The 1,271-nt window shown below is 31.0% G+C and carries 2 protein-coding genes; both read right to left on the bottom strand.

From position 1 onward, the window contains the following. Window positions 1-436: cytosine permease (locus AMN80_RS04860; protein ID WP_179850284.1), on the bottom strand; the 436-nt coding region annotated here is incomplete at its 3' end. A gap of 24 nt (window positions 437-460) precedes the next feature. Continuing rightward, the coding region (locus AMN80_RS04855) for a TRAP transporter large permease subunit (RefSeq protein ID WP_143323387.1) at window positions 461-1,271 on the bottom strand (811 nt) is incomplete at its 5' end.

Raw genomic sequence — 1,271 nt, 5'->3', positions numbered from 1 at the left:
CTAAAAAATTACTATCAATATTGAATAAAGTAATTCTTATTAAGTATCCAATTGATTTAGAGATAAAAAAAGTTTGTACTCCAAAAAAAAATAAGCCAACAAATCCTCTTAAAAGACTAATATATTTTGCTCCTAAATAGCCAGTTGATATTCTTAAAAAAACTGGAAAAGGTATACCATGTTTTTGTGAAGGTACTCCACCAAGGTTTGAAAAAAAACAAACTAACATTGATGCTAATATTGAACCAAGTAAAACTTCATAAAAATTTAAGTTATAAAGCAAATATAAAGAACCTAATAAAGCGAAAGAAATGATGCTTTGTGTTCCAACAGTCCAAAAACAAAATATATCTTTCCAATCCCAATTTTTGTTTGTTGGATTTACTGAAACTATTTCCCAGTTTGTTAATTGAATATTTTCTTTATTAGGACTCACTATTCCATAATAATCATATATAAATTACTGTCCATACAAGACAGATGGCAGCCACAGGACTATTTTAGGAAATATAATAATAATTATAAGACCAATTATTTGTAACACCATAAATTGCATCATTCCTAGATAAATGTCCTTTAAATCCCATTCTGGAACGACTCCTTTTAAAAAATAAGCTGATAATGCTACAGGAGGTGATAGCCAGGCAGTTTGTAAGTTTACAGCAACTAATATTGCAAACCAGGTTAAATTAAAACCTAAAGCTTCAACTAAAGGTAAAATTATCGGTATTATAATCATTACTATTGGCACCCATTCAAGAGGCCAACCTAATAGAAATATCATAACCATTATCATTCCAAGGATTAGATATTTGTTCATTTCTAATCCTAATAAAAATTCTGTTAATAAAGTTGGTGTACCTAATCTTGCAAATACTGCTCCAAAAAAATTTGATGCCGCAACTAAAACCATTATAAGTGCAGTAATTTCTAATGTTTTTACTAATGCCTCTTGTAACTTTGGTAATGTCAATTTTTTATAAGCTAAAGACAATAATAATGCACCCATTGCACCGCATCCTGCAGCTTCAGTTGGAGTGGCAAATCCTAAAAGAATACTTCCAAGTGCTGCAAACACTAAAGCTGCTGGAGGTACTAAACCTAAAAAAAACTCAATCCAAACTTTTTTCATACTTGTAGCCCTCATATCTTCTGGTAATGGTGGCCCAAGCTTTGGGTTCATCATGCATCTAATTGTTGTATAAGCGGCGTACAATGTTGCTAATAAAATTCCAGGAAAAATCGCAGCTGCAAATAAGTCAATAACAGGA

Source organism: Candidatus Pelagibacter communis, from assembly GCF_001179985.1.
GTDB classification, from domain to species: domain Bacteria; phylum Pseudomonadota; class Alphaproteobacteria; order Pelagibacterales; family Pelagibacteraceae; genus Pelagibacter; species Pelagibacter ubique_J.
This window is presented reverse-complemented; position numbering and strand designations above follow the sequence as displayed.